Source organism: Gordonia sp. CPCC 205333 (assembly GCF_048537885.1).
Taxonomy (GTDB): domain Bacteria; phylum Actinomycetota; class Actinomycetes; order Mycobacteriales; family Mycobacteriaceae; genus Gordonia.
Genome location: NZ_JBCLVI010000004.1, coordinates 575,776 through 601,712, shown reverse-complemented (window position 1 = coordinate 601,712; position 25,937 = coordinate 575,776). Strand labels below are relative to the sequence as shown.

19 protein-coding genes are annotated in these 25,937 nt (G+C 60.0%); 15 read left to right on the top strand and 4 right to left on the bottom strand.

What is annotated here, in order from left to right:
* Positions 1-116: 116 nt before the first annotated feature.
* Positions 117-2,513 carry an FdhF/YdeP family oxidoreductase gene (locus AAFP29_RS17310; RefSeq protein WP_419218630.1) on the bottom strand — a complete coding sequence of 799 codons (2,397 nt, stop codon included), beginning with the start codon at positions 2,511-2,513 and terminating at the stop codon, positions 117-119.
* Positions 2,514-2,561: 48 nt separating this feature from the next.
* On the bottom strand, positions 2,562-3,419 hold the full coding sequence (gene fdhD / locus AAFP29_RS17305) for a formate dehydrogenase accessory sulfurtransferase FdhD (protein WP_419218629.1): 858 nt from the start codon (positions 3,417-3,419) through the stop codon (positions 2,562-2,564).
* A gap of 75 nt (positions 3,420-3,494) precedes the next feature.
* Here fdhD and AAFP29_RS17300 point away from each other — a divergent pair, with 75 nt between their 5' ends.
* The 13 genes from AAFP29_RS17300 (at position 3,495) to AAFP29_RS17240 (ending at position 17,628) form a co-directional block, all read left to right on the top strand.
* Complete coding sequence (locus tag AAFP29_RS17300; protein WP_419218628.1) at positions 3,495-4,238, top strand: SDR family oxidoreductase; 744 nt, start codon at positions 3,495-3,497, stop codon at positions 4,236-4,238.
* Positions 4,239-4,372: 134 nt separating this feature from the next.
* Complete coding sequence (locus AAFP29_RS17295) at positions 4,373-4,861, top strand: hypothetical protein (protein WP_419218627.1); 489 nt, start codon at positions 4,373-4,375, stop codon at positions 4,859-4,861.
* 226 nt (positions 4,862-5,087) lie between these two features.
* Positions 5,088-5,750, top strand: coding sequence for a lytic murein transglycosylase (locus AAFP29_RS17290; RefSeq protein ID WP_419218626.1), 663 nt, complete (start codon positions 5,088-5,090; stop codon positions 5,748-5,750).
* A gap of 24 nt (positions 5,751-5,774) precedes the next feature.
* Positions 5,775-7,430, top strand: coding sequence for a DUF4185 domain-containing protein (locus AAFP29_RS17285; protein ID WP_419218625.1), 1,656 nt, complete (start codon positions 5,775-5,777; stop codon positions 7,428-7,430).
* 85 nt (positions 7,431-7,515) lie between these two features.
* Positions 7,516-7,854, top strand: coding sequence for a WXG100 family type VII secretion target (locus AAFP29_RS17280; protein ID WP_419218624.1), 339 nt, complete (start codon positions 7,516-7,518; stop codon positions 7,852-7,854).
* Between the two features lie 42 nt (positions 7,855-7,896).
* Entirely contained in the window at positions 7,897-8,190 is a 294-nt protein-coding gene (locus AAFP29_RS17275; RefSeq protein WP_007317140.1) for a WXG100 family type VII secretion target, read from the top strand.
* Between the two features lie 56 nt (positions 8,191-8,246).
* On the top strand, positions 8,247-13,247 hold the full coding sequence (locus AAFP29_RS17270; RefSeq protein ID WP_419218623.1) for an RHS repeat-associated core domain-containing protein: 5,001 nt from the start codon (positions 8,247-8,249) through the stop codon (positions 13,245-13,247).
* A complete protein-coding gene (locus AAFP29_RS17265) occupies positions 13,244-13,756 on the top strand; it encodes a hypothetical protein (RefSeq protein ID WP_419218622.1) in 513 nt (170 codons plus the stop codon). The genes AAFP29_RS17270 and AAFP29_RS17265 overlap by 4 nt, the downstream gene beginning before the upstream one ends.
* 465 nt (positions 13,757-14,221) lie before the next feature.
* Positions 14,222-14,749 carry a hypothetical protein gene (locus AAFP29_RS17260; protein WP_419218621.1) on the top strand — a complete coding sequence of 176 codons (528 nt, stop codon included), beginning with the start codon at positions 14,222-14,224 and terminating at the stop codon, positions 14,747-14,749.
* 86 nt (positions 14,750-14,835) lie between these two features.
* The gene (locus AAFP29_RS17255) at positions 14,836-15,144 is read left to right on the top strand and encodes a hypothetical protein (protein ID WP_419218620.1); all 309 of its coding nucleotides are present in this window, start codon (positions 14,836-14,838) and stop codon (positions 15,142-15,144) included.
* Between the two features lie 77 nt (positions 15,145-15,221).
* Positions 15,222-15,620 (top strand): hypothetical protein, encoded by a 399-nt coding sequence (locus tag AAFP29_RS17250; protein ID WP_419218619.1) that lies wholly within the window; start codon positions 15,222-15,224, stop codon positions 15,618-15,620.
* A gap of 539 nt (positions 15,621-16,159) precedes the next feature.
* Positions 16,160-16,462 carry a T6SS immunity protein Tdi1 domain-containing protein gene (locus AAFP29_RS17245; RefSeq protein WP_419218618.1) on the top strand — a complete coding sequence of 101 codons (303 nt, stop codon included), beginning with the start codon at positions 16,160-16,162 and terminating at the stop codon, positions 16,460-16,462.
* A 758-nt stretch (positions 16,463-17,220) separates the two neighbouring features.
* Positions 17,221-17,628 (top strand): DUF4259 domain-containing protein, encoded by a 408-nt coding sequence (locus AAFP29_RS17240; RefSeq protein ID WP_419218617.1) that lies wholly within the window; start codon positions 17,221-17,223, stop codon positions 17,626-17,628.
* A 697-nt stretch (positions 17,629-18,325) separates the two neighbouring features.
* On the opposite strand, the gene AAFP29_RS17235 is transcribed toward AAFP29_RS17240, so the two are convergent.
* Positions 18,326-19,915 carry a MinD/ParA family ATP-binding protein gene (locus AAFP29_RS17235; protein WP_419218765.1) on the bottom strand — a complete coding sequence of 530 codons (1,590 nt, stop codon included), beginning with the start codon at positions 19,913-19,915 and terminating at the stop codon, positions 18,326-18,328.
* Positions 19,916-20,243: 328 nt separating this feature from the next.
* Here AAFP29_RS17235 and AAFP29_RS17230 point away from each other — a divergent pair, with 328 nt between their 5' ends.
* Positions 20,244-20,459: a hypothetical protein gene (locus AAFP29_RS17230; protein ID WP_419218616.1), complete on the top strand. Its 216-nt coding sequence runs from the start codon at positions 20,244-20,246 to the stop codon at positions 20,457-20,459.
* Positions 20,460-20,469: 10 nt separating this feature from the next.
* On the opposite strand, the gene AAFP29_RS17225 is transcribed toward AAFP29_RS17230, so the two are convergent.
* Positions 20,470-21,789 carry an EsaB/YukD family protein gene (locus AAFP29_RS17225; protein WP_419218615.1) on the bottom strand — a complete coding sequence of 440 codons (1,320 nt, stop codon included), beginning with the start codon at positions 21,787-21,789 and terminating at the stop codon, positions 20,470-20,472.
* A gap of 138 nt (positions 21,790-21,927) precedes the next feature.
* On the opposite strand from AAFP29_RS17225, the gene eccCa reads away from it, so the two are divergent.
* Complete coding sequence (gene eccCa / locus AAFP29_RS17220) at positions 21,928-25,911, top strand: type VII secretion protein EccCa (protein ID WP_419218614.1); 3,984 nt, start codon at positions 21,928-21,930, stop codon at positions 25,909-25,911.
* The last annotated feature ends 26 nt before the right edge of the window (positions 25,912-25,937 follow it).

Here is a 25,937-nt window from a genome sequence, read left to right as displayed (position 1 = left end):
TGGGTGGTGCTCGATGAGCGCGAGGTGCTGCTCTCGCACGAGCATGGGTGGTGCTCGACGAGCGCGAGGTGCTGCTCTCGTACGAGCGATGGCTGGTCCTCGAACGATCGGAGGGGCTACTCCGCTGTCGGTGTCACCCGTACCGGCACGTTCTTCATCAGCGGCTGGTCGCTCTGGGTGCTGTAATCGGCGATGCCGATCAGTGCATTGCATTCGGGCATATAGCCGGCGGCGGCACCCCTGGGTAGGTCGTACCGCAGTGCGCGGAAGCGGCGAATCGTGCGGACCGAACCGTCTTTCGACGTCGAGGTGATGTCGACGAAATCACCCTCCGAGAGGCCGCGCTCGGTCATGTCATCCTCGTTCATGAAGATCAATTCGCGGATATTCTTGATACCGCGATACCGGTCGTTATTGGAGTAAATGGTGGTGTTCCACTGGTCGTGACTGCGCATGGTTTGCAGGATCAGGACCTCAGCGGCGTCGGGGATCACATTGGGCAGCGGTGCCAGCGAGAACTCCGCTTTACCCGATGATGTGCGGAAGTCGCGTTCCCTGGCTGGTTGCGGGATGCGAAATCCGCCCGGCTGTTTGACGAGGTCGTTGAACCCCTCGAAGCCGGGCAATACCTTCGCCATCACATCGCGGATTCGGTCATAGTCGTCGGAGTACCACGACCACGGAGTCGCACTGTCGGGCAACGTCGATTCGGCGATGCCGGCCAGAATCGCGGGCTCCGACATCAACTGCGTCGATGCGGGGCGTCGCTTGCCGCGCGAGATATGCACCATGCTCATCGCGTCCTCGACGGTCTGTCCTTGCAGACCGCCGGCACGTTCGTCCCTCTCCGTGCGGCCGAGGCAGGGGAGGATGAGCGCTTCGCGTCCGTGCACCAAATGGCTGCGGTTGAGTTTGGTGCTCACCTGCACGGTGAGATCGCAATTGCGAAGTCCCGCAGCGGTATACGCGGTATCGGGGGCAGCCATCACGAAATTGCCGCCCATCCCGACGAATACCTTGACCTCGCCGGCATTCATCGCCTCAATGGTGGTCACCGTGTCCAGGCCGTGCTCACGTGGAGAAACAATGCCACATACTTCGTCGAGCTTGTCGAGGAAGGCGGCGGTGGGGCGGTGGTTGATTCCGCAGGTGCGGTTGCCCTGCACATTGGAATGCCCGCGTACCGGCGACGGCCCGGCCCCCTCGCGGCCGATATTTCCACGCAGCAGAAGGAGATTCATGATTTCGCGGACGGTATCCACGCCGTGCTCATGTTGGGTGATGCCCAGACACCAGCTGATGATGGTCTTGTCGGATTCGACGTACCAGCGTCCGACTTCCCGGATCAGTTCCCCGGGAAGTCCGGACTGGGTGATGATGGTGTCCCACGGAGTCGACTCGACCAATGCCCGGTACTCGGCCAGCTGATGGGTGTACTCAGCCAGGAACTCGTTGTCGAGAACGCTGGGATCGGTTGCCGCGGTTTCAAATACAGTCTTCGCGACACCGCGGATGAGGGCGAGATCCCCGCCGGGACGCACCTGGAGGTTGAGGTCCGAGGTCTTGGTGGCCCGGAACCGGGCCATCTCCAACATCTCATGCGGCACAATAGTTTTCGTCGCACCAACTTCGACCATCGGATTGATGTGCACGATCTTCGCCCCGCGTCGGGTGGCCTCGGCGAGTGCGGTCAACATGCGCGGTGCGTTCGATGCCGCATTGTTGCCCATCACGAATAGGAGGTCGGCCCGCTCCCAGTCGTGGGTGTCGACGGTGCCTTTGCCGGTGCCGATCGATGCGGTGAGCGCTCGGCCAGACGCTTCGTGGCACATGTTGGAGCAGTCAGGAACATTGTTGGTGCCATATTCGCGGGCCAGCAGTTGGTAGAGGAAGGTCGCCTCGTTGCTCAGGCGACCCGATGTGTAGAACGACGCTTGGTTTGGTGTCGCCAGCGATCTCAGTGTGCCGCCGATAATTTCGAATGCACTGGCCCAGGAAATCGGCAGGTAGCGGTCAGTCTGCGCGTCGTAACGCATCGGTTCAGTCAGCCGCCCCTGGTTTTCCAGGTCGAAGTCGGTCCAGTCGGCGAGTTCGGTCACCGTGTGGTCGGCGAAGAAGCGATTGTCGACACGCTTGGGGGTCATCTCCCAGGTGACGTGTTTGACGCCGTTCTCGCAGAAGTCGAGAGTAAGTTTGTTGTCGTCGGGCCAAGCGCAGCCCGGACAGTCGAAACCGTCGGTGTGATTCATGACGAACATCGAATGGGTGCCGCGACCAAGTTCGCGCTGTTTGGCAAGGATAAGGCCAACCGATTGCGCCGCGCCCCACGACGCTGCCGCGTGGTGATACGGCCTACTCGACCAGTTGCCGTCGGTGAGCGGGCCGAAACCACCCTGGCGCGGTTCGTTGGGAGCCAATCCGGGAACCCGACCGGCGAGCGTGGGTGCTGGTTCGGCAATCGATGTCGGAATAGAATTGTGCACCTTGGGTTTTGGTGTGTGATCGATGGTCATCGGGGATCGCTTTCCTGGGCTGGAAGGTGAGGGCGCGGCGGCTGTGGGTCATCCCGGAATGGCCGAGAGACTGGATTCGGCGAGGATTCGGTCGGGACGGGAGTAGACATTCATCGTCTCGCCACGGAGAAAGCCGACGAGAGTAGTTCCGGACGCTTCGGCGAGTTCGGCCGCGAGCGACGACGGCGCGGATACCGCGGCCAATATCGGGATCCCGGCCATCACGGCCTTCTGGACTAGTTCGAAACTCGCGCGTCCAGATACCTGTAACACGCTGGCGCGCAAGGGAAGTCGATTGCTCAACAAGGCCCAGCCGACAACCTTGTCAACGGCGTTATGCCGCCCAATGTCTTCGCGAAGAACCAGCAACTCACCCGATGTCGCATCGAATAGGGCCGCCGCGTGGAGACCCCCGGTCTTGTCGAAGGCGGATTGACGCTCGCGTAGTCGGTCGGGGAAAGTGGCGAGAAATTCGGCATCGAGAGTGACTGTGTCCGCGGCGACGTCGAAATTCGACACGGTCTTAACCGCATCGATGCTGGCTTTGCCGCACAGGCCACACGAACTACTCGTGTAGAAGTTGCGCGCAGCGGTGGCCGGCACCACCGCGTCGGGGGTAAGTGCGATGTCGAGAATGTTGTACTCGTTCCCGCCGCCGCCCGAACCCGGTCCACCGCAGTGGATCGCCGCCCGGAATTGTTCGGTGCGGCAGATGGCTCCTTCGGAGACGAGGAAACCTGCGGCGAGTTCGACGTCGTGGCCGGGGGTGCGCATCGTGACGGCTAATGCATTGCCGTTGATGCGGATCTCGAGGGGTTCTTCGACGGCGAGAGTGTCGACGCGACGCTGCGGATCGCGACCGACGGTGATTTTCGTCAGCGGTCTGCGCGTGGTAATTCGCCCCATGACTCCCGACCGTACACCCTGATAGAGGGGGATTCGGTGCCACGAGTTGGTAACCCGGCAGGTAGGTTGGCGGCCATGACCAAACGGCAGAAGATCCTTATCAGCGGTGCCAGCTCGGGCCTTGGCGAGGGCATGGCCCGTGAGTTCGCGAAGAAGGGGCGAGCGTTGGCCCTATGTGCGCGTCGAGCCGAGAAGCTCGATGCCCTGGCCGCCGAAATCGTGGCGGACGCGGAGCGGGTCGCGACGGCGACGGTCGATGTGACCGACGTCGACCGCGTTGGTCCTGCGTTCCGCGATCTCGCGGACCAACTCGGCGGTCTTGATCGCGTGATCGTCAACGCCGGACTTGGCAAGGGCGCGCCGCTGGGCACCGGCAGAATGCACGCCAATATCGAGACGATTCAGACGAATCTCATTGGGGCAGTTGCTCAGATCGAGGCGGCACTGGAAATCTTCCGCGAACAGAATGCCGGTCATCTCGTCCTGATCAGTTCGATGAGCGCGATCCGCGGATTGCCCAAAGCGCAAGCGGCGTATTCGGCCTCGAAGGCCGGCCTGTCGGCACTGGGGCAGGGTCTGCAGGCGGAATTCGCTAACTCGCCGATTACCGTGTCGGTAATCGCACCGGGATATATCGAGACCGATATCAACCGTGGCGTGAAGACCAAGTTGATGTCGAAGACCGACGACGGCGTGCGAGCGCTGGTGAAGGCGATCGAAGCGGAACCGCGGTTCGCGCCGGTGCCGAATTGGCCCTGGGTGCCCCTGTCGTATGCGCTGCGGCATTTGCCCGACGCGGTAAGTCAGCGGCTGGTGTAAAGCGAGACTCCGTGACGTTAGGCGAATGTGGGTCGGAGAAATGACACCAAACCGGCGTCGATCGATGTCGTGTCGTACTCTTCCACCGAGGCGGGGGCGAGGTGTCCCGCGCAACTAGTCTGAGGGACATCGAGATGACAGAACAACAATCGCCACACGGGGCGGTATCGCAGGGAACTCCGTCAGTACCGGCAGTCGCGGACTATTCCGGGTTCTCAATTGGCGCCGTCGTGACGATTGTCGGATCGATTCTGGCTTTGGCGTCGTATCCACTCGTCTGGTACGTCGCGAAGATTGACGACGCCGCGACGATAACGGGGTTCGGCACAACCCACAGCACCGACACCCTTGAGGTCACCTATCAGTCGAGCAGGCTCCATTGGGCGGTGGCAGCGGCGGGCATCGTGCTCCTGATTGTCGGGTTCACGCGGTTGATCGGTAAGTACTCCGAAGCCTGGAAACGTCCGACTCTAATTGTGGGGGCGATTGGTGTCGCAGGAGCGGTCGCCAGTGCTGTCCTTGTCGATGGCGATTTCAAACTCGGGATCGGCGTGTATCTCGCATTGGTTGGCACGATCGTCGCGCTGGCGGGAGGAGCGATAATCGCTCTCGCCAAGAGATAGCGTCAAACTGGGTAGACAGGTTTACCGGCGACTTCGCTGCATGAAATGTGATTCATATCACTGCATGTGGCAATGTAGGGCATTGAAGTTGCAGCGCCCCGGCCGGTGTAGAAGACTTCTGCGCCGAAAGCAGTAGTCGCTACGCATGCAAACGAATGGCCTCTCCATTTGTCCGGCTAACGAGTGCGGTAACATGCTGCGCGAGCGGGTCGGAGGGATTCGATACATGCGAAAAGCCATGGGCGTCATGGGTGTTCTGTTGGCCGTTGTGCTGGTCGCGGGATGTTCGTCGCGACTGAGCAAGGACGAGGATTCGGCCAAACAGGACGTCCCGTCGGTGCAGTTGAGGGCATGGTCGCAACTGCATAGCGAGCCATACGGTATTCCGGTGCGTGCCCTGCAGTCCTACGCATACGCTGCGGCGGCGATGGATAAGGCCGTTCCCGGTTGTGGAATCGGCTGGTCAACTCTCGCGGCAATAGGCGCGGTCGCCAGCGAACACGGCAGCGCCGACGGCTCGTCCATCGGGAACGACGGCATCGTCTCACCGCAATTACGTGGCCTGACTCAGGCGAATCCTGAACGTGCGAAGCCAATCCCTGACACCGACGCCGGACGTTACGACGGTAACGACACCATTGACGTCACCATGGGACCGATGCAGATCATGCCCAGCAAATGGGAACAATTCGCGACCGACGCCGACAACGACGGCAAGGCTGATCCGGACAACTTCGACGATGCGACGCTGACCGTCGCGCGATACCTCTGTGCGGCCGGTGGCGACCTTCGTAAGTCGGATGGTTGGGCCGCGTCGGTGGCGCAATTCAATTCGACGCCGGGATTCTTGGAAAAAGTACATGCGTTCGCCGGCCGGTACGGGCGCTGAATCGTGGGGATGAGGAACATTCAGATGAACACCACGACTACGAAGAAGCGTGTCGTCGCGGGGTGCGTATTGAGTTTGTCGGCGACGTTGGCACTCGCGAGCTGCTCGTCGAACTCCGGCAATTCGCAACAGGCGCAGGCACCAAATCTCAACGCTCAGCCGCAATTGAGTGTGCCGAATGTGCAGAACGCGGCGATGATCGTTCCCCCGGCCCCGGCCGTTCCGGAACTGCCGAAGGGTGGCGATGACAAAGCGCCGGTGACGGTGGTACCCGATCAGAATTCGCCGGCCCCGACCGGTCCGGGTAATGATCTGTACCCAACGCCGAAGACGGAGAACGTCGGCGAGAAGCGTGGCAACGGCCAGCCGATTACCAAGGGTGGTGTGACCAATGCCTTCGTCACAAAGCTGACCGGGTCGCAGTCCGCTGATCACACCGACACCAAATGGGGCGTCGCGGGCGCGGGTAACGCGGTCATGTGGGACAACGGCAACGGCCAGGTCATCACCATGTTCGGCGACACCTTCGGGACTCCACGGCCAAAAGGCGAGTCGAGCGGTCAGCCGCCGTATGTGAGTGGTGCGGGTTTCAATCTGCCGATCATGCCCAAGGAGATCCCGTTTCCCGCGTTGCCGTACGTCAATCTGAAGCAGGGGGGAAAGCAAGGATCGGGTTATGCCGGTGATACCGGTACGTCGGCGCCGACCGGATTCGATTGGCGTGTCAACACTTTGGCCTACAGCTCAACCCGCAATCTCAACCAGATGAGCTACAGCTCATTTCTGAGCAACCGGGCGAATCACGCGCGGGAAGTGATTCCCGCTCGCCGCGTCAACGGTTCGGAGGTCACGACGTTGCCGACGTCGGGAATTTCGATCGGCGGCAAGCAATACCTCTCGTACGCATCGATCCGCCGTTACGGTCCCGCTCCGGGTTCATGGACGTCGAATTACTCGGGTATCGCCGTATCGGGTGATAACGGCGCAACCTGGCGAAAGTCGGGCACTGCCTTCTGGACCAACGCCGGTCCGGCTCGCAACTTCCAGATGCCCGCTCTCGCGAAGCGCGGTGGCATGGTTTACATGTTCGGCACCGAACAAGGCCGCGTCGGTGGCGTCTACGTCGCCCGCGTGCCGGCGAATCAGATCATGTACCGAGCGGCGTATCAGTACTGGACGGGTACCCACTGGCAGAAGGGACTCACCGCTGAGCCGCGTTCGGTGGTCTCCGGTGGCGTAGGCGAGGTTTCGGTGCAGTACAGCCCGTCGCTCCGACGTTGGCTGATGATCTCGACCGACGTCTTCAACAACGGCATCGTGCTGCGACAAGCGGCGAATCCGCAGGGGCCGTGGACGTCGCCGCAGGTGATCGCGTCTGCCGCCAACTATCCGTCGATTTACGGGGCGAGCATCCACCCGTGGTCGAAGGGGAATGATCTGTACTTCACCATGTCGCAGTGGTCTAGTTACAACGTCTACCTGATGCATGCGACCGTGACGCGTCGCGGAATCCCCGCGCCGTCGGTGACTGTCCCGGAGATCCCCTTGCCGGGCGGCGCACGCATCCCGTTTGGCCCGGCGCCCGATCTGGGATCGCCGAAGTTGCCGACCCTGCAACTGCCAGATTCGATGCAGGGGCCGGGCAGCGGTCGCAACGCTCCGCGTGGTCCGGGTGGATGATTTGAATTATTGCGGTGGCGATCCGTTACCGCTAATGTTGGCATTTGTCGTAGGTAGTTAGTTCGGGTAACTGGGAGGACATATCATGGCTGGTTTCTTTTCGGTCGAGCATGCTGCGGTGAAGGGGCATGCTTCGAATTTGCAGGATGCGGTAGGGAAGTTCACGTCGAATTCATCTGAGTTCGAGTCGGCGATGGATGACCTGCTGGGGAAGATTGACGGTGGCGCAAAGGAAGCGTTGTCGGGTCTGAAGGATCAGTGGAAGTCCGCGGCTGACCAGGTGAATAAGGCCCTGGGGCAGTTAGGGGCTCGAACCGAGCAAGTGTCGTCGGACTACACCCGCGGTGAGTCGGACCAGAACGATACGGTTCGTTCGGCAGGTGCTCATATGAACTTCCACGATGCCGAGAACACCAACATCTAAGTTCGACTTCTTTGCCCGTTATTCTTTTGATTGGAGCGTGTGATGACGGATTATTCGTATGACCATGGTGCGGCGCAGCAGGCTGAGGAGCGAGTGGAGACCGCAGCCACCAATCTGCAGTCGGCGGTGGATGAACTCGAAGAACATGTGACGAAGTTGGCTTCGGCATGGTCGGGCGACGAGCATGAGACCTATTCGGGGATTCACGGCAAGGTTTCCCGCGGATTCGACTCGATTACTCAGGTGCTGACACAGATTAGGCAGACCTTGGGTGACAATTCGCAGCAGGTGTTGTCAATGCAGAAGGGTATTAATAACACCATTTTGCATGGCTGATTCCGGGTGCGGTCTCGGCTGATTCGTTGCTGGTTCTTTCAGGAGGGTGAAAGTTAATGCCTGCTGCGCTGTTGCCTCCGTTGGAGACATTTACGGCTCCGGTAGATTCGTCGCCGATGTGGTTGGGGGGCACGCCAGCGTCGGTGGTGTCGGGTGCGCAGAAGTACCTGGATTTTGCCGACCATTCGGACAATGCTGCTCGTCTATTGCGGTCGCTGAACACTGCTGATTTTCAAGGCGATGAGGCTGAAAAATTTCGGTCGAAGCTTGATGATCGGTTGCCTGATTGGCTAACCAAAGCGGCGACGGCGCATCGCAATGTCGGCACCGGTATCAAGGCGTTCGGTGGGGTGTTCACCACTGAGCACACGCTGATGACGTCGATTCGCGCTCAGGCGCCGGGGTCGCATCAGGCAGTGCAGACGGCTGCGCATAACGTCAACCGACTAGAGGCCGAGTTGGTGGGTGCCGAGGGCGCAGAGGCGACGGCGTCGGGAAATTTGACGCAAGCCAAGGTTGCGGTCACAGCCGCCGCTGCGACACCGGGTTTACCGGCTGCGGTTGCGAATGAGACTCAGGCGGATTCGGCCTTCGCCGCTGCCGAGGCACACGCGAATCGGGTGCGCGCCGAGTTGGCCGCCGCGTGGACCCATTATCACAATATGATGGGCGCGTGGAATGGCCTTTTGACAAAGGCTAATGGCGTTCATACGGCGATGGAAACGGCGTCGACGACGGCGAAGGGTGTCATCGACAAGGAGCACGACACCCCGTTCGAGAAGAATCCGTCGGGCTGGAACGCCTTCTGGAAGGGCGTCGGCGATTGGATTGATGATCACGCCGATATTCTGGGAAAGATATCGGAACTTTTGTTATTCGCTGGCGGCATTCTTGCGATGTTCCCAGGCTTGGGAACGATCATCGGCGGCGCGCTGGCTGGAATCGGTCTGGCGATCAGTGCGGCGTTGGCTCTGACCGGAAATAAGTCGTGGGGACAGTTCGCCATGGACGCGGTGGGGGTTATTCCTGGAGTCGGCAAGCTCGGCCAAGTGGGTAAGCTCGGGAAGCTGGCGAGCGAAAGCAAGTTCGCTAAGGGCGTTAAGAACGTATTCTCGTGCGGCGAGCCCGTCGACGCGGCGTCGGGTGAGTTGATCGATACCGAAGTCGATTTGCGGATCGACGCGGCCTTCCCGCTGATTCTCGAGCGGTCACATATCTCGTCATTCCGTGCTGGACGTCTATTCGGCCCATCGTGGTGCTCGACGCTCGACGCTCGAGTTGAGGTCGACGCCGACGGAGTCACGGTACTCACCGCTGATGCGGCGGTCCTTCGGTACGCAAACCCGTCGGATGAGAACGAGGTGATGCCCGAGGTCGGCACCATGCCGTTGTCTTTCGTCGATGGCGCTTACCGCATGCGTGATGTTCGAACAGGCGTGACGTATGAATTCGCTCTGTTCGGTGAAAGGTCGTCGCTGGAATCCGGCGGTCCTATCAGCGCGTCCAGTATTGGTGGAGCGCTGGACATGTCGCTGGTTATCGGTGTGTCGGCGATAGTGCACCACTCTGGGCATCGCATCGACGTCGAATACGACACTCAGAGCGGGCACATTGCGCGACTGCGGCATTCCGGTGGTGCCACGGTCGAAGTCAGCACTGACGAAGCCACTGGTTTGGTCGCCCAATTGACCGTTAACGGTGACGGTAAATCCGACGTCGTTCGGCAATTCGACTATTCGTCTTCAAATGACCTCGTTGCGGTGACCAATTGGTCAGGGCAGGCCCTTCGCTACGAATACGACGGTGATCACCGGTTGATCGGCTGGACCGATCGGAATGGGCATTCGTATCGTCACCGATATGACGACATGGGTCGCGTCGCGGTTCAAGCTGGTACGGGTGGTGTGTATGCGAATGCGTTCGTGCATTTGCGGGACACCTACGAAGGTGCGCCGGCCGCCGGTCATGTGCTCGCATTGATCGAATCGGTCACCGAACTCGACTCCACTGTCGATCTCGTTGGAATCGATACGAGGCTCGATCGCCTCGCCTCGTTGCCGCTGGCGTCAGCTATCAGCGAGCACGGTCTGTCCGTCGCTGGCATCGAATTCCATATTGACGCTCGCGATGGCTCAATCAGTGTCGGACGAGTTGAACCGGAAGCCCCCGTCGTAGATGAAATGCTGGGGCGGTTGAGGGTTCATGTATTCCGCTCGACTGCTGATGGAGATATGTGGCAACACATTGATCCTGCCGGCGGAGTGACCACCTACAGTCATCGGAATCACGCGGTTGTGTCGGTTGTCGACGCAGTTGGTGGCGAGACGCTGATCGAACGAGACGAGTTCGGTGCTGTTACCGCGACCACCGAACCGGATGGCGCGCGGACGTCGACACTGTTCGCAGGATTGGGCGTGCCGGTTCGGCAGGTCGACGCGATGGGCCGCGTAACCGAGCTTGAGGTGGACGCCGCGGGAAATGTCACGTCGATCATCGATCCCAATGGCCGCAGAACGGTTCGCGAGTTCGAATTTAGGACTTCTGGATCGGTTCTCTCCCGAATTGTGGATTCATCGGGCCTAACGACCGAAGTCACGTGCGATGACGCGGGACGGCCGACATTAGTTGTGGAACCCGGTGCGCGCGTATGGACATATGTCTACGACGCATTCGGCAATATTGTCGAAGCGACCGATCCCGAGGGCAATACCACGACTCAAGTCTGGAATCCCGATCACCTGCTGACTCTGCAGACGAATCCGGACGGCACAACTCAAACCGGTGAGTATGACGGCGAAGGCAATCTGGTGGCGGCGGTCGACGAGGCCGGTCATCGGGTAGCCAGTGAGTTCGGCCCGATGGATTTGCCCCTGGTATCTGTGGTGGCAGACGGCGGGCAATTGCGCACGAGTTACTCGACGCAGGGTGAACCCGTCGCAGTAACTAATCCTGATGGAATGATCTGGCGGTTCGACCGGGATGAGGCTGGCCGCGTCCGATCGGAATCCGATTTCAATGACGCGGTTACGTCGTACGAATACGACGCGGCGGGTCGCGGTATATCTCGTATCGATGCGTTGGGTCGTCGTTCGGTCACCGAGTATGACGCCGTTGGCAGGGTAGTACGTGTCAGCGCGGACGACGACGTCAAGAATTTTGAATTCAACGCGGCGGGCGAGCTCGTCTCGGCGGTTAACAATGACGCGCGCGTGGAATACCAGCGCGATGACTCGGGTCTGATCGTCGGAGAGACAGTGAATGATGTCTCGGTCTCGTGGCGGTGGTCGCCCGACGAGTTGAGCGTCACCCGCACGGTGGACGGATCACGGTTGGGTCCGGCCGGAGGCGTGTGGTCGACTCTGTTCGAGTTTGATCCATCCGGCCGGATCGGCTCGGTCGTTACGGCTGGCCCGGATGCTGGTGTCGGCGGGGCGACCGGTATCGACGGCTTGCGATTCTCTTACGATCAAATCGGCCGCGAAGCAGGGCGGGCCATCGGGTCCTTGTCGCGGCTAGGGTTTGGATACGACTCTCGGAACCGGCTGACTTCTCTGCAGATCGGTGCGGCTGGCGATCCTCGCTCCGGCAGCTCGGATGCGCGGGTGGTCGGAGGCCGCAGATGGTCGTATCGGTCCGACACCTACGTCGAATCATTGACGGACCTGGCGTCGGGACGGACTAAGCGGTTCGGGCTCGACTCAGTGGGGCGCGTCTTATCGTCATCACTTGATCAGTCTCGTGAGGAAGAGCGGTACGCGTACTCGCCGGCTGGCGTGCTGGCGGCGAGCGACGGCGTCGCGAGTAGTTCAGAAGGAGTGGCCTCCTCGCCGATCGCCGGCGTCGCTCGCGTTGAACAGTCGGATCGTGTGGGTTCGGCCGGCACACATGTGACTCGCGCGGGTCGATCACGCTTCTCCTACGACGCTGCTGGTCAGATGGTCATGCAGACGACGTCCAGGTTGTCGCGTAAGCCGTCGGTGACACGTTTCGAGTACACCACCAATGGCCAGATCCGCACTGTGTTGTCACCTGATGGCACGCGGTGGCGCTACGGGTACGACGCTTTCGGCCGGCGTGTTTCCAAGCGGCATACGTCCGCCGACGGGCGATTACTGGATTCAGTTGTATTCGGTTGGGACGGCGATGACCTCGCCATCCAGGTCAACACGGCACACACTCCCCGCGCCGGACTCGGTGCGGGTGGTGCTTCGGCGTGGGTCTGGACTTATCACCCTGCCACTGGCGACCCGCTAGAGCAGCACGCACGGCATTACAGCCCAGGTGTAGGTGCAGGTGACGGATTCACCGGGCAGCCGTCCGCCGTCGGATCGGTCGCAAGTTCGCAGGCGTCGATTGACGCTGAGTTCTATGCAATTGTCGCCGACCTCAACGGTGCGCCGACCGAATTGATCGACCCCGCTTCCGGGCGGATCGCCGGCCGGGCCAGTTCCACAGTCTGGGGACAGACTCGATGGGCAGGCGCCTCAACGGTGCTGAGATTCGCTGGGCAACAGTTCGATCCCGAGACCGGGCTGCACTACAACCGACACCGGTACTATCACCCGGAGACGGGTAGCTACACGAGTAGCGATCCGCTGGGCGTGGCTCCCAACCCTGCTTCGGCCACCGCATACGTGCACAACCCGCACACGTGGATTGATCCGCTGGGTTTGAAAATGTGTGGCGGAGTTTACGGGCTGTTCGACAAATCGGGAAACTTGCAGTATATCGGCAAAGCGACTCGTTTTAGCTCGGCAAGATATCGTCACAGTGTTAATCCATTTCGCTCGCATTTGGAACTTAGACCACTTGAGCGTATGACTAACAGTACGTCCCGACTTCGCACAGGCGTGGAGCAGGCGTACATGGATCGCTTCCCGCATACCTCAGCGCAGCAATCGCTATTCAAAGGAATGGCGACGGGAAATGTGTATCGGAGTACACTTTCGGCAAATATTCTGGCGGACGGCCAAAAGTACCTGATCTCAAAACATGGGAGCCTCGCCAATCTTGCCAGCCATGTGGATGCAGTTGGTGCCGGAACGAAGATCGTATGAATCCACAAGATCTGGGGCCTGGGGTGCTGGTTGGCATCGTGTCTGATGACGAGCGGCACGCGGCTGTTTCGGTGGTCGCTGCAGTATCGCGTTATCGGCGCGTTACGGCTGCGGCGTTGTACGCGTTCTGCACACCAATCCCAGCGACTCGTGAGGCATCATCCTGGCACATTCCGGTAGACGTAAGACCTGAGCTGGCCAAGTTTGCTGCTATAGTCCATGGTGCTGAAACCGGATATCGGAAATTTGAATATCTTGGTGTCCTCAACGGATTCCGATCGGAATTCTGGGAGAACCCTGCCTTTTCGGATGGTCAGGGAGGAGTAATCCGATATCCGGCGGCTCGCTTAGATAATCCTGATTTTGATCGACCAAATCCAGCCACATACGGTCGAGTGTGGAATCATGTGAACTCTGCCGCACAGAATCTTCCCTTTATAGTCGGCAAGAAGTGTGGCGATGTCGAAGTGTCACGTGAAATCACGGAAGAGCCAAAGTATCTATTTTAAGCAAATGCAGGAGCCGGCGCCCGAAAGTATACGCGACGAAAGGCGCTCGCTTATCGGAATCTCAGTTATCCGAAATGTCGGCTCCATCCGGAAAGTACTCCGAGTAGGAGCGGCGATGTGGCGGCGTCGTGGTCCAATAGTCAGATTGGCAGGTAAAGGATGGTGGCAACAGGGCGATCTTTGATCTGTCGGATTGAGAACTTGGTCGCTGCTCAGCTATATAGCAGGTTGTCCAAGGATTCTAAGCTTAGGCTTGTAGAGAATAAGCGGTTGGAATATGATATTTCCGATGGTTACAGTGTTTATATCGATCTTGTCGTCGAATTAGGTATCGAAGACAGGTCCGATGCCGTATTTGCGGAAGTGGCGACAAGTTTTCGGTTAGTTTCTGCCCGTGTGCAAGAATTGTAACGAGGCACACAATATGGCGACGGTCGGGTGTGGGGTGTCGGTCTTGGTGCCCTCGTGGTCTCGCCCGATCGCTGGAAGATTGCTATAGACGAGGAATCGGGGCAAATTGCCGATGTGGAACGTGCGCATCGCTATGCGTCGGCCGTGCATTCCGCTTTTCAGCGCATTTGTGACGAGGTGCCGACTCTGGACGCATTGGTAGAGGCAATGCTTCGGGACGATGAGCCGCCGTGGGCTTTTCCGGGAATGCTTGGGCTGCTCGCTACTTGCGCCGTGGGGAGGGTTGACGAAGGCTACGCGTTATACCGAAAACACTTTGAGGCTAAACTAGTAGGGTCCGATGAGAGTCAGCTTGCGGCTGCGAACGGGGCCGCGATGATTTTGGCAACCTTTGATCGTACTGAATTGGGCGACGAGCTGGTGGCGTTGGTCGAAGGTCGGGTTCGTCAACGGCGATTGGAAGCTGAGAAGGCGGAGGCTGATCGTCGCGCGAGGGTGGCTGCGAATGCTGAACGGGACAAGTCTCGGGTGATTAAACCGTTGACTGTTAAGAATAGGTTGCCGAAACCAGGGAAAGGTTGAAAGATTTGTCCTATGATTTAGCTGCATTCGACCCCGCAGTTGCTCCCGCAGATCCTGACGAGTTTGTTGCCTGGTTCGAAGATTTGATGGATGAGACAGAGCCAACGGGAGTCGAGGCGGGGTCTGCGCTGGGAAGCTGGACCGCGTCGATGATGGACACTTATCCCGTTAGCGAGACTGCGGATGGGGACGAGGGTGCCGACTACTCGTCGGTGTATCCCGCAATGGCTTATGTTGCAGCCGGGTGGGACGAGGCAGCCGACTTCCGCGAAGAAAGCCTACGGCTGGCTGCTTCGCATGCTGTTGGGCTATTTCTGCTCAGCGATCCGGTACCGACTTTGTGGTGGCCTGACGGACAGGGCGGGCTGCGGCAAGCCGCCCAACTCGAAAGCTGAACCGGCGCACCACAGTTCGAGTGCCCACCTTCAGCCCTATCGGAAGACTCGTTACTTCGGAAAGTACGGAGGCGTCGATGGAAGAACTGTGTCCAAAATATTTCGAATCTGTTGTGGGATTGGAGTTTGGCAGCCTTCTTGAGATTGTCCCGCGTGACCGTGAGCTGGTGAACGGACCGTATCTAATAGACGGCGCAGTGGAAGATGGATTGTGCCTTTCTATTGTGGGGGCGAAGCCCCTTACCGCATTATGGAAGTCATCAGGGGTAGATGAGGGGCTGGAGATTATCATTGGAAATCCTAATCCTGAATTATTCACAACCCGGAAGCTCGCCATAGAACCCGCAGTAGGGCAGGTAGTTGATGTCGTCGCGGCTCCTGAAGTTGATGGTGGGGTTTACCAGCTGGTAGTGCAAGGCGGAATGGCAGATTCGATATTCTACTGGGCGAGGTCGATGAGACTGCCGGGCTGGTGAAAGCAGCGTCTCAAGCTGAGACGTTGGTTTGGAAGAGTGAAGTAATCGCAGTCGATACCTCTATTACGGGTGCTCTACTGCATAGAAGATGAGTTGGTTGCCTATACTGTCCGTAGGTTTGCTGCGGTCGGAACTATTTGGCTATGAAATATGCTATTTGTGATCTTCTGTCGAGCGTTTTCTATCTTTGAATTTCATGACAGTGAAGGGCGGACGAGGTGTTCGAGAAGTTTGAACGGACCTACACGCCGACGGCGGGTCAGGGGTCGGAAGTGGAAGATGCGCGTCTAACCGGCTCCCCGGTAGATGCTGACGAGCTTATTCGGACTATGGGCGGGACGGTGTATGACTTCGGCCTCTATCGGATTTGCACTCCGCAATTGGCAAATCAAATTGCGGGATGGATAGCTGAGGACTTTCCCAGCTATGCGCGGAAGATCTTGCCGTTTGCGTTTGACTGGCTTGGCAGAGTTTGGGGGACCACCCTCGGGGGTATCCCGTAGCATTGCAAGATCTACATGTTTGAGCCGGGCGTAGATGTGTTTGAAGTTCCCTCTACTTTTTCGGACTTCCATGACTGTGAACTATCCGACTACAAAGAAGACGACTTGCTTGCATCGCTCTTCAATGAGTGGCGTGAATCGACCACCAACTCCGAGCTGCGTTACAACGAGTGTGTTGGGTACAAGGTTCCGTCGATACTGGGCGGGGACCTATCGGTTGAGAACCTGGAATTGACCGACTTTGCAGTCAACTGGTCGTTGATGTCTCAGATCAGCAAGCGAGCGACGGAACTCCCGCCGGGCACCACGATCGGGCAGATCAGAATCGACGACGAGTAGGCTAGACGGTCCAGGTCGATCCAACCTAGTAGCTTGACATAGGTTTGAAGACGGAAGGAGCCTGATTGCTGCACATGCCGTCCGGCCAAAGATGAACCGTCGCATAACAATTCGCGTGCGCGTCGAGCCAGGGACTCTTGAGTCAATGAACGGCACGCGAGGCAGCGATCGCGCTCCTCGCGATGCGACGACGAGGTGGGGTTGATACCGATCATGTTCAGGCAGGGTGCGCTCTTCGGTGTCGTATCGAAGGATGAGCAACGTGCAGCCGTCGCGGTGGTGTCGCGAGTGTCGCAGTACCGCCAAGTCACCGGAATGGCGCTCTATATGTTCTGCACGCCCGTCCCTGCGACTCAAGAACGCTCGGCATGGGTCGTTCCCGCTGTTCTGGTTCCCGAGTTGGCTACGTTTGCGGTGATAGTGCACGGGATTGAGACGGGGGTCCGAAATTTTGAGTACCTCGGGCAGATGAACGAATTTAGGCCCAAGATATGGGAGAGCCCCGCGTTCGACGATGGCCAAGGAGGTGTTGTTCGATGTCCGATAGCTCGATTGGATAGTCCCGACTTCGAGAGAATAACTCCAGGCAAATATGATCGAGTGTGGAAGCATGTGAATTGTGCCGCTCAGAATCTTCCTTTTTTGGTCGGGAAACAGTGCGGCAGAGTCGAGGTACCACACGAGAAAATTGAAGCGCCTAGAATGCTATTCTAGGTATAGTCGGAAGCTATACATCGATACGAAAGGCTGGGTAACAGATGGGTGCTTGGGGCGATGGTCCGTTTGACAACGATGACGCGGGGGACTGGGTAGATGAGTTCGATGAAGCCGACGCTGAGGGCAAACTTGAGCTATTGCGAGAGACATTTCAGGTCGAACCGGATAGCCCGCTAGAGGCTGATCAGTCATGTGCTGTGATCGCTGCGGCCGCCACGGTCGCCGCCCTGGTCCCTGGCGGTCCGAGCGTTGACGAAGGCTATGGTCCGCAGTCACTAGAAGACGCTGATTTCGTAGTTAGCGATGTATTAATCAAAAATGCAAGCGAAGCACTGAGCATTGTCACCGCTCCTCAGACCGAATGGTCCGAGTTGCGGGCGGAGGTGGATGCACGAGATGATGCTTTGGAGCAGTTGAGGCCGGTGTTCGACGCACTGCGTCGAGTGTGACGCCACGACCGGTTGAGTTGCGTTGGTAGTGTGACTACTGCTGGAGCGCCGCCCCTGGTCCGGGCGGTATTCGATTTGGTCGCACATTCTGAAATAACCACGCGAGAGGCTTCGAATGTCCGGTGATCCGGGATTGGCGGCCGGGCAGGTGTGGGCAGCGCCGTCGATTGAGTTGGGCAAATGGAGTGCATCTCTTGTCACTCACGTGACTAGAAGTCATGTGAGTATCCATGACCTGGACTGGTCCGGTGTTAGGTGCCCGACGCTGGATGAACTCGCGCACGCACCGCTCCTCAAAGAGCGTGATCTTCATACACATGTCCGAGTAACAGGCAGGAACGCTCCTCCGCCAAGTTACGTCCTTGTTGGTAAGCGGCGGCTGCCGCTTCTCAACAGAGATTCGAAAATCACCACCACGACTTGGCGGGTCGGCCAACAACTGGCCCGGCGCGAGTTCGAAGCCGGGAGGATCGATGCGTTCTTTTCGGAATGGGATGGTAGGACTAGTCGAAGTCGCGGACAATGTGCGTACGGTTCATTTCGTAGGAAGTCGCCTTGACTTCAGGACCTCGCCCGCGTCTTTCCGAATGTGAAGGACGTGCGGTCGACCGGAAGTTCAGTTCAGCTCCAGAACACGGATTCACGGACACGGTCCCACGCCTGCGACTAACTAGCCGTCTACCTGACAGGCGCCCGCCTATCCGCGCCACTGGTTGGGCACACCGTTCGGTGGCATCCCGACGGTAACCGGGAAGCTGTCGGCGATAGTCGCTGCCAGTTCGATGAGTGCGGTGCGAGTGTCTCGGCCGACCAGCTCGAGATCCACTTGAGCACCCTCGGCGAGGTGGCTGTCATAGGGGATCACCTGAACCGCTCGGGTTCGGCCAAGGAAGTGCTGAGCCATCATATCGATGTCGACGGGCGGGGAGCCCGGCGTCGATGAGGAAATCACCACGACAGACTGGCTGACGAGCCGCTCGTAACCGTGGTGGTTGAGCCAGTCGAGGGTGGCGGACGCACTCTGCGCTCCATCGATCGCCGGGGAGGTGACCAGGACGATCCCATGTGCGAGGCCCAGAACGCCCTTCATCGCGGAATGCATGAGGCCGGTGCCGCAGTCCGTCAACACAATGTTGTAGTGATTGCGCAGAATTCCTACGACTCGTCGATAGTCATCCTCGCTGAATGCTTCCGATATCGCTGGATCACGTTCGGACGCAAGCACTTCCAGCCGGCTCTCAGCCTGGCTCGTATGTGCTCGCACATCCGAGTAGCGCGTGACATTGGGATCGTTGAGCAAACCACGCACATTCGATGTGGTTTGCTGCGGGACCCGGCTCGCGAGCGTCCCCAGGTCGGGATTCGCGTCGACGGCGATAACGCGATCACCACGAAGTGACGCGAATGTCGACCCCAGGCCGATGGTGGTCGTTGTTTTGCCCACACCACCCTTCAACGACAGGACCGCGAGCCGGAAGTCGCCACGTATCGGCTGACGCACGCGCTCGATCAGTTGGTCGATGTGCTGTTGCTGTGCACTGTCGCCGAGATTCACGACCCCGGCGGTGGCGCTATGCACCGCGCGCCGCCATCCTGATTGAGGCGCCTTCTTTGACCTATGAATCAGTCGGATCTGGTCGAGACCCGGTGGGGGAGCAAGGTTTCCGACCGGTGGCTGGTTCGGCGGATAGTGCTGCTGCACCGGCTGGCCTTGCTCAATAGGTGGCTGCTGGTGGACCGGCTGCTGCTGTTGCGGTGCGTAACCCGGGTTCGCGACCGCTGCGCCATGAGGTACTCCCAACGTCGGATCGTACTGCTGGGGGTGGGGCTGAACCGGTGGTTGTTGTGGCGGCACTTGGTATTGCGGCGGTGGCTGAAAGTTGGGTGGCTGGAAATTGGGCGGCGAGAAGTTGGGAGCCGGAGAACTCTGCGGTTGAAAATGTTGGGGCGGCTGGAACGACGAGTCCGTGGCGTTCGCATTCTCGCCCAGACTCGGGTCCTCCGCGATACCTTCTTTACTCGCGTGCTGTCCGTAGAAGGATGGCGGGGTGAAGTGTTGTGCCGCAACCGGTTCGGGCTGATCGGACCCGGTGAATACATCTTGGGTGGGTGATGCTGCTGCAGGAGAAGGGGGCGCCACGGGTGGTGCGGCGACAACCGGCGGCGGGGAAACGGGGGGAGCTGGTGATGGAGGCGTGACGGCGTGTTGTCTTGGCGGAGGCGGTTCCGACGCGAGAGCACTTTCAGGTGCAGGTGCAGGTGCAGGTGCAGGTGCAGGTGCGTCGATCTCGGCATCATCGTCGTCACTGGCCGGGACCCAGCCGCGCGGTGCTGGTGGGGGCGGCGGAGGCTGTCTATCCCCAGCGAAGATGGGCGTCGCGGTCCCCGGTTCATTCACGATGCCGTTCCCGGCTATCGGCCCCAATTGCTCAGGGGTGCTATTCGGTTCGCCGACTTTGGCGGTGGGGTCCGGGTCGCTATCGTCGTCATCACTCAGCCACGGTGGTGGCATATCTGACTGATCGTTGCCCATTCGTCCTCCGTTTGTGTGCCGCCGAGAGATGGTTGCATCGCTGCGCCCCGCAGCCTCCATCAGGATAGTAGGATGGCTAACCATGACTACCGGGGGTGACCCGCGCACCGTACTGCAGGCCCATAAACTCCGCGCGCAGCTGGCGTCGTCGGCTTTGATTCATGGCAGTCAGCCACTGCGGGGCAAGCAACTCACGCTGCGACTAATTGTGATCTCATTGGTGTTGGCCGCCGTCATCCTGGTCGGCATCGTTGCCGCGGGATTCATCATCGACTATTTTGCCTCGCGACGACGCTGACTGTGATGTGTCAGTACGGCCAGAACAGGCCGTAGACCCCCTGCCCGACGAACACGACGGGGAAATAGGCGAGTGCAAGCGGCAGGTCCACACCATCGAGGAAACGGCGCAGTCGCGCTGCCGGAACTTCATCGAGCGCCGGGAGCTGTCCGATAAGGACCGCGATTCCGACAATGATCGTGCCGACAACGCCCGCGATAATGGCAGCGGCCTGAGTCAACTCGATCCAATGCGGCACTGCGCACACTACGACCACGGCCGACACTGCTGAGGCGCCGAGCATCGGTGCGACATGCCGCGAGTGGGTGAACGACCGACTGCGCAGAGTGAAAATCAGAACGAGTAGGACCGCGACAACACCTTGCTCCCACACTCCGGTACCGGCGATGATGGCGACTACCGGGATGAGCAAGGCAGAAGCGGCCCACACCAACCCGTCGACAACTTCACGCCCGCGATGTAATCCCTTTTCGACAGCCGCGCGTTCAGCCAGTTCCAATTGCTCACTGCGCTGTATTTGGGCGAGTAGGCCCGACGAGGACAGCGCCAACCGCGGGGTGAAAATGGTGACAACGACCAGCCCAATCGAGGCCCATACCGACAACGCGGTGGGATTGGCCCCGAGGGCGAACGCGCCGCCGGCGACGTATAGCGAGCCGCCGACGAGTCCGCCCGCCAATGTCAATGACCGCGAGTCCAGGCTGGTATAGGTAGCGAGTGCTGCGATTAGTGCTCCGGTAGCGAACGCCCAGCTCACCGATTCGGCAACTCCGACGCTTTGCGTCGCTCGCCATACTGCTAGCCCGCCGATCGGTGCGGCTGCCCAGGTCACATAGCCAAGCGGTTTTCCGCGCGCGAAGGTGCCTATCGCAATCGTGACGAGCGCCAATACCGCAAGGCCGCCCGCCACGGCAGTATCCGAGGACTGCAGCGCGACAAATCCCGCTCCGCTTAACAGCACTCCGGCGAGGACCGCCGAAAGCCAGACGCGCCTGGACTGTGCGGTCCAGCGTTCGTACCGGTCGTCGACGGTGCGACGCATCTCGGCGATGACATCGTCAACGAAGGGTGGTGGTGCCGCGTCGGGAGCCTTTGTCAGGTGAAGGGTGACGCCGTCGGCGATGGAATGATCGGCGAGTGTGTCATCGAGCTCGATCGGACCGTGAGTCGGTAAGGAAAGCGCCCACGCTGTCGTCGGCGCGGCCGCGGACGGACCGAACATCGCGACGACATCGTCGATATACTCGACGACCGGGCGATGCGCCGGCAGGCTGATGTCGAGTTGGCTGTCATCGGCAAGCACTGTTAGCCGCACAAACGTTGCGCCCATGGGGTAATCATTGCAGATGATGGTTAGTCCTTGCGCTGCCACCTGACCGACGAGACTACGAGGGAAGTGCCGGTGGGTACCAGACTGGTTCATCGACCAGCGCGACTGCACATTGATCCGTTACCCAAGGATCCACTGGTGATCGCGCGTGTGCCATCCATCGATTCCGCGGGTGGCGCCAATTCCGCGCTGCGCGCGATCCTTCCGCTCTTCGCGGGTTTGGGCATGATGGCGATGATGATGTCGTCGGGTAATCCGATTCGGATGATCGCGGGCGGCGCGATGGTCACCGGTGCGGTCATCGGCGGTATCGCCATGTTCGTCTACGCCAAAACGGGTGCTCGTAAGAAGGCAGAGCAACAGCGTGGCGTCTACGTCGAATACTTGGCGACCACTAGAACCGACATCGAGAGCGAAGTGCGCGACCAACGCGAGTTGTCGCTACGACGTCACCCCGTCCCGGCGAACCTCCTGGAGGTAATCCGGGATCCGTCGCGGCTCTGGGAGCGACGGGCGAGCGATGCCGACTTCCTCACGGTCCGCGTCGGTAGCGGTGTCGGGCCGTTGGCGCGCGCGGTCCGCACATCTTCTGACGATGATCCGCTCAAACGGCCAGAGCCGGTAGCGCAGGCTCATCTCGACCGTGTGGTCGCGTTGACCGAACGTATAGATAACCTGCCGATCGCGGTGCCGCTGACGGGCGTGGTGTCGGTCGTGGGACCAGCCGCCCAGACCTATGAGGCAGTGCGTGCGATACTCATCCAGTTGGCGGCGTTCCACGCGCCCGAGGATGTGCGAGTACACCTTGCCTTACCCGCGCGAGGGCTGTCCGACTCGTATCGGTGGGCGCTGTGGCTGCCGCATATCCTTGACCCCGAGCAGTTCGACGGTCCACTGGGCCGTCGTCAGACGTCGGTCGATTCGGAGGATCTCACCGCGCTCACCACCGAGATTGAGCGGCGACGTGCGGAACTGGCCGACAAGTCGAAGCGTTACGGCGACCACGTCGTTGAGGGGCATCATCTCGTCGTCGTGGCCGACTCGGACGATCCTCACGGGCGGGAAGTGTTGTCTCGCTTGATGGTTGGCTCTGACCTCAGGCAGTTGAAAGTCGTCGCGGTGGTTCTCAACGAGGATCGGCAACTCGAGCCCGGCACCGTCGACACGCGGGTGACGATTGGCGAGGACCGGTCGGTGACGGTCGAGGTTCTAGCTGAGGTACCCAACGCGTTCGGCGCTCAGGTCGATAACGAAGAGAACCAACGGGAGCGGCGGCTCATCCGCGGCGCGGCCCGCGGCTCGATCGACGTAGTGAGTACGTCGCTGGCAGAGAATGTCGGACGACGGCTCGCGCCGATTCGCCTGGTCGAGGATTCCGCACCCGATGCTCCCCTCGAGACGACGATCACCCTTGATCGCCTGCTGGGGATCGACGACTTCGGTTCCTACGACATCGACGCGATGTGGGCGCCGCGTCCGCTGGACGACTTCCTCAACGTGCCCTTCGGCATCGACGGAAGCGGTGCGCCGGTACGGCTGAATCTGAAGGAGTCCGCTCAAGACGGCATGGGGCCACACGGTCTGTGCGTCGGCGCCACCGGGTCGGGTAAATCGGAAGTTTTGCGTACCCTTGTTCTGGCCCAAGCTGTTTGGCATTCACCGGAAAGACTCGCGCTAGTCCTGGTGGACTACAAAGGCGGCGCTGCATTCGCCGGCCTCGACCAGCTGCCACATACGACGGCGATGGTCGACAACCTCTCCGACGACTCCGGCCTTGTCGACCGGTTACATGATGCACTCCTCGGCGAGATGCAGCGTCGCCAACAGGTGCTACAGGCCGCCGGTTCATTGCCGAATGTCACCGAATACAACCGGCGGCGTGATGCTGGGCAGGACTTGGAGCCCCTCCCGGACCTACTCGTCATCATCGATGAGTTTGGCGAGATTCTCACGGCCAAACCTGATTTCATCGACCTTTTCGTGCAGATCGGTCGGATCGGGCGTTCCATCGGCGTTCATCTGCTGCTGGCGACGCAGCGGCTGGAGGAGAGCAAACTCCGTGGCCTTGAGTCACATCTGTCCTATCGAATCGCGTTGCGCACGTTCTCTTCTCAAGAGTCGAGGACAGTCATTGGGTCGCCCGACGCGCATGAACTTCCGCCGATTCCCGGCTCGGGGATCCTCAAGGTTGACCCCGACATCTTCGCTCGCTTCAAAGCGGCCTATGTGTCCGGCAAGTATGTGCCGCCGGCTGATGCGGAGGACACCACCTTGCCGCCGATTCCCATGCCGTTCGGGTTGAACAACACCACGTCGGCGTGGCTGGCAGAGAAGCAGGACGAATACACCCAGTCGATCCGCGGGGCGACAGTCGAAACGGACGATCCGTTCAGTGCTACGACGCTTGACATGGTGGCGACCCGGTTGGGTAAACACGCGGACAAGGTGCGCCAGATCTGGCTTCCGCCGCTGCCGAATTCGTTGACCTTCGACGCGGTCGTGGGCCGCGTTGAGACAACCCGGGATCGGGGGCTGTCGGTGGTCAACACCGCTGAATCCGGTCAACTGCAATTTCCAATCGGACTCAAAGATAGGCCGTTGCGCCAATGGCAGGGTGCGCTGACGGTCGACCTCGCCGGATCGGGCGGTCATCTCGTTTTCATCGGATCGCCACAATCCGGTAAGACGACGGCGTTGCGATCTTTTGTCCTCGGCGCCGCGCTGACCCACACCCCCCATGAAGCGGCTTTCTATCTGATCGACATGGCTGGCAGTGGGTTGCGGCCGATGACCAGGCTGCCGCATGTGGGCGATGTGGCAACGCGGTTCGAGACCGACAAGATTCGACGGACAGTTGCCGAGATGGTCACCCAACTCGTCGAGCGTGAACGGATCTTCGCCGACCATCAGATCGAGACCGCAGAGCAGATGCGGCAGTTACACAGAGCCGGCCGACTACCTGAATTGCGTTGCGCCGACATCTTTTTGGTCATCGACGGATGGTGGACATTTCGCGAGGAATACGACGAGCTGTCCCGCGAGGTGCAGGAGTTCGCCGCACGCGGCCTGGGGTTCGGTCTGCATTTGATCGTCACGACCGGTCGGTGGGCGGACTTCCGTATTCAAATGCAGAGCATGCTGGGCACGCGAATCGAATTGCGCCTCAACGATCCGCTCGACTCTACGATCGGTCGCCGTCTGATTGAGACTATCCGCGCCGATAACCCAGGGCGCTGCGTCAATCAAGAGCAACTGATGTGTCAGATCGCCGTACCCGCTTTCGGGGCTGACGCGATGGCCACTTCGGAAGCGACAATCACGGCGATCGCGGACGCGTGGCGGGGGCCTGGGGCGCCTGCCGTGCGAATGTTGCCGGATACGATCAGGCTGGACGAGATACGGCGGGAACACCCCACCTTCGACCACGTGCTTATCGGGATAAGCGAGGCCGACCTGATGCCGGTGCGGCTCGACCTCCTCGGCGCCGACCCACATCTCGTTGTTTTGGGTGATTCGGGCAGCGGCAAAACGAATATCGCTCGAACGGTTGTCAACGAGCTGTGTCCGTATTTCTCCGAAGGCCAGCTGGTTTTCGCCGTGCTCGACCTTAAGCGCCAACTCATGGACGTAGTGCCGACGGCGTTCATCGGTGGTTATGCCGGAACCGCGAATGTTGCTGCGCAACTGGTGGCTTCAATAGTGAAGGAACTCGAACGTCGGGTGCCCCCCGACGACGTCACCACTAAACAGTTGCGCGAACGGTCGTGGTGGACCGGCCCCGAGGTCGTGGTCATCGCCGACGACTACGACCTGATGGAAGGTTCCAATAGCCCCTTGCGGCCGTTGGTGCCGTTCTTGCCGCAGGCCCGCGATCTTGGTTTCCACGTCGTCGTGATGCGGCGTGGCGGCGGCGCCTCACGGGCCCTGTATGAGCCGGTCATCCAGGCGTTGAAAGAAAGCGGCGCCGCGGGGTTGCTGCTGTCGGGTGACCGCCAAGAGGGGCAGATGTGGCCTAAGGCGTGGATGACGCAATTGCCGCCGGGTCGTGGCGATCTGATCCAGCGCGGACTGTCGCCGAGGCGAGTTCAGCTGGCGGAGGTACCTGCAGAACATGAGAGTTGAGACCAAACCCTTGATACCGCATCCGA

Coding starts and splice junctions, on each gene's coding strand:
- AAFP29_RS17310 (WP_419218630.1), bottom strand. CDS start 2,513: ATGACCATCGATCACACACCAAAACCCAAGGTGCACAATTCTATTCCG.
- fdhD (WP_419218629.1), bottom strand. CDS start 3,419: ATGGGGCGAATTACCACGCGCAGACCGCTGACGAAAATCACCGTCGGT.
- AAFP29_RS17300 (WP_419218628.1), top strand. CDS start 3,495: ATGACCAAACGGCAGAAGATCCTTATCAGCGGTGCCAGCTCGGGCCTT.
- AAFP29_RS17295 (WP_419218627.1), top strand. CDS start 4,373: ATGACAGAACAACAATCGCCACACGGGGCGGTATCGCAGGGAACTCCG.
- AAFP29_RS17290 (WP_419218626.1), top strand. CDS start 5,088: ATGCGAAAAGCCATGGGCGTCATGGGTGTTCTGTTGGCCGTTGTGCTG.
- AAFP29_RS17285 (WP_419218625.1), top strand. CDS start 5,775: ATGAACACCACGACTACGAAGAAGCGTGTCGTCGCGGGGTGCGTATTG.
- AAFP29_RS17280 (WP_419218624.1), top strand. CDS start 7,516: ATGGCTGGTTTCTTTTCGGTCGAGCATGCTGCGGTGAAGGGGCATGCT.
- AAFP29_RS17275 (WP_007317140.1), top strand. CDS start 7,897: ATGACGGATTATTCGTATGACCATGGTGCGGCGCAGCAGGCTGAGGAG.
- AAFP29_RS17270 (WP_419218623.1), top strand. CDS start 8,247: ATGCCTGCTGCGCTGTTGCCTCCGTTGGAGACATTTACGGCTCCGGTA.
- AAFP29_RS17265 (WP_419218622.1), top strand. CDS start 13,244: ATGAATCCACAAGATCTGGGGCCTGGGGTGCTGGTTGGCATCGTGTCT.
- AAFP29_RS17255 (WP_419218620.1), top strand. CDS start 14,836: ATGGATGAGACAGAGCCAACGGGAGTCGAGGCGGGGTCTGCGCTGGGA.
- AAFP29_RS17250 (WP_419218619.1), top strand. CDS start 15,222: ATGGAAGAACTGTGTCCAAAATATTTCGAATCTGTTGTGGGATTGGAG.
- AAFP29_RS17240 (WP_419218617.1), top strand. CDS start 17,221: ATGGGTGCTTGGGGCGATGGTCCGTTTGACAACGATGACGCGGGGGAC.
- AAFP29_RS17230 (WP_419218616.1), top strand. CDS start 20,244: ATGACTACCGGGGGTGACCCGCGCACCGTACTGCAGGCCCATAAACTC.
- AAFP29_RS17225 (WP_419218615.1), bottom strand. CDS start 21,789: ATGGGCGCAACGTTTGTGCGGCTAACAGTGCTTGCCGATGACAGCCAA.